Raw genomic sequence first — 468 nt, forward strand, 5'->3', positions numbered from 1 at the left:
CTGAAGCAGTCCCGCACCGGTGACGGCCCCAGCTACGAGGAACTGGTCGAAAGCGAGGGACGGCCCCGGCTGCGCGGCTGGCTGGACCGGCTCCAGAGGGACAACCTCCTCCAGGCCGCAGTGGTCTACGGCTACTTCCCCTGCGTATCCAAAGGCGACGACCTGATCCTGCTCAACGAAGACGGCTCAGAACGCACCCGCTTCTCCTTCCCCCGCCAGCGCCGCGGCCGCCGGCTGTGCCTGGCCGACTTCTTCCGCCCCGAAGAATCCGGCGAAACCGACGTCGTCGGCCTCCAGATCGTCACCGTAGGATCAAAGATCGGCCAGGCTGCCGCCGAACTCTTCGAAACCAACTCCTACCGCGACTACCTCGAACTCCACGGCCTGTCCGTCCAACTCGCCGAAGCCCTCGCCGAATACTGGCACGCCCGCGTCCGCGCCGAACTGGGCTTCGCGGGCGAGGAACTG

At 66.9% G+C, this 468-nt stretch carries 1 protein-coding gene; it reads left to right on the forward strand.

Annotated features, from left to right (window positions below; all coding sequences use genetic code 11):
- Positions 1–468, forward strand: a 468-nt coding sequence (locus tag OF819_RS29070; RefSeq protein WP_323748979.1) for a vitamin B12 dependent-methionine synthase activation domain-containing protein, incomplete at both ends; no start/stop codon positions are given.

The organism is Streptomyces sp. PR69 (genome assembly GCF_026420845.1).
Taxonomy (GTDB): Bacteria; Actinomycetota; Actinomycetes; order Streptomycetales; family Streptomycetaceae; genus Streptomyces.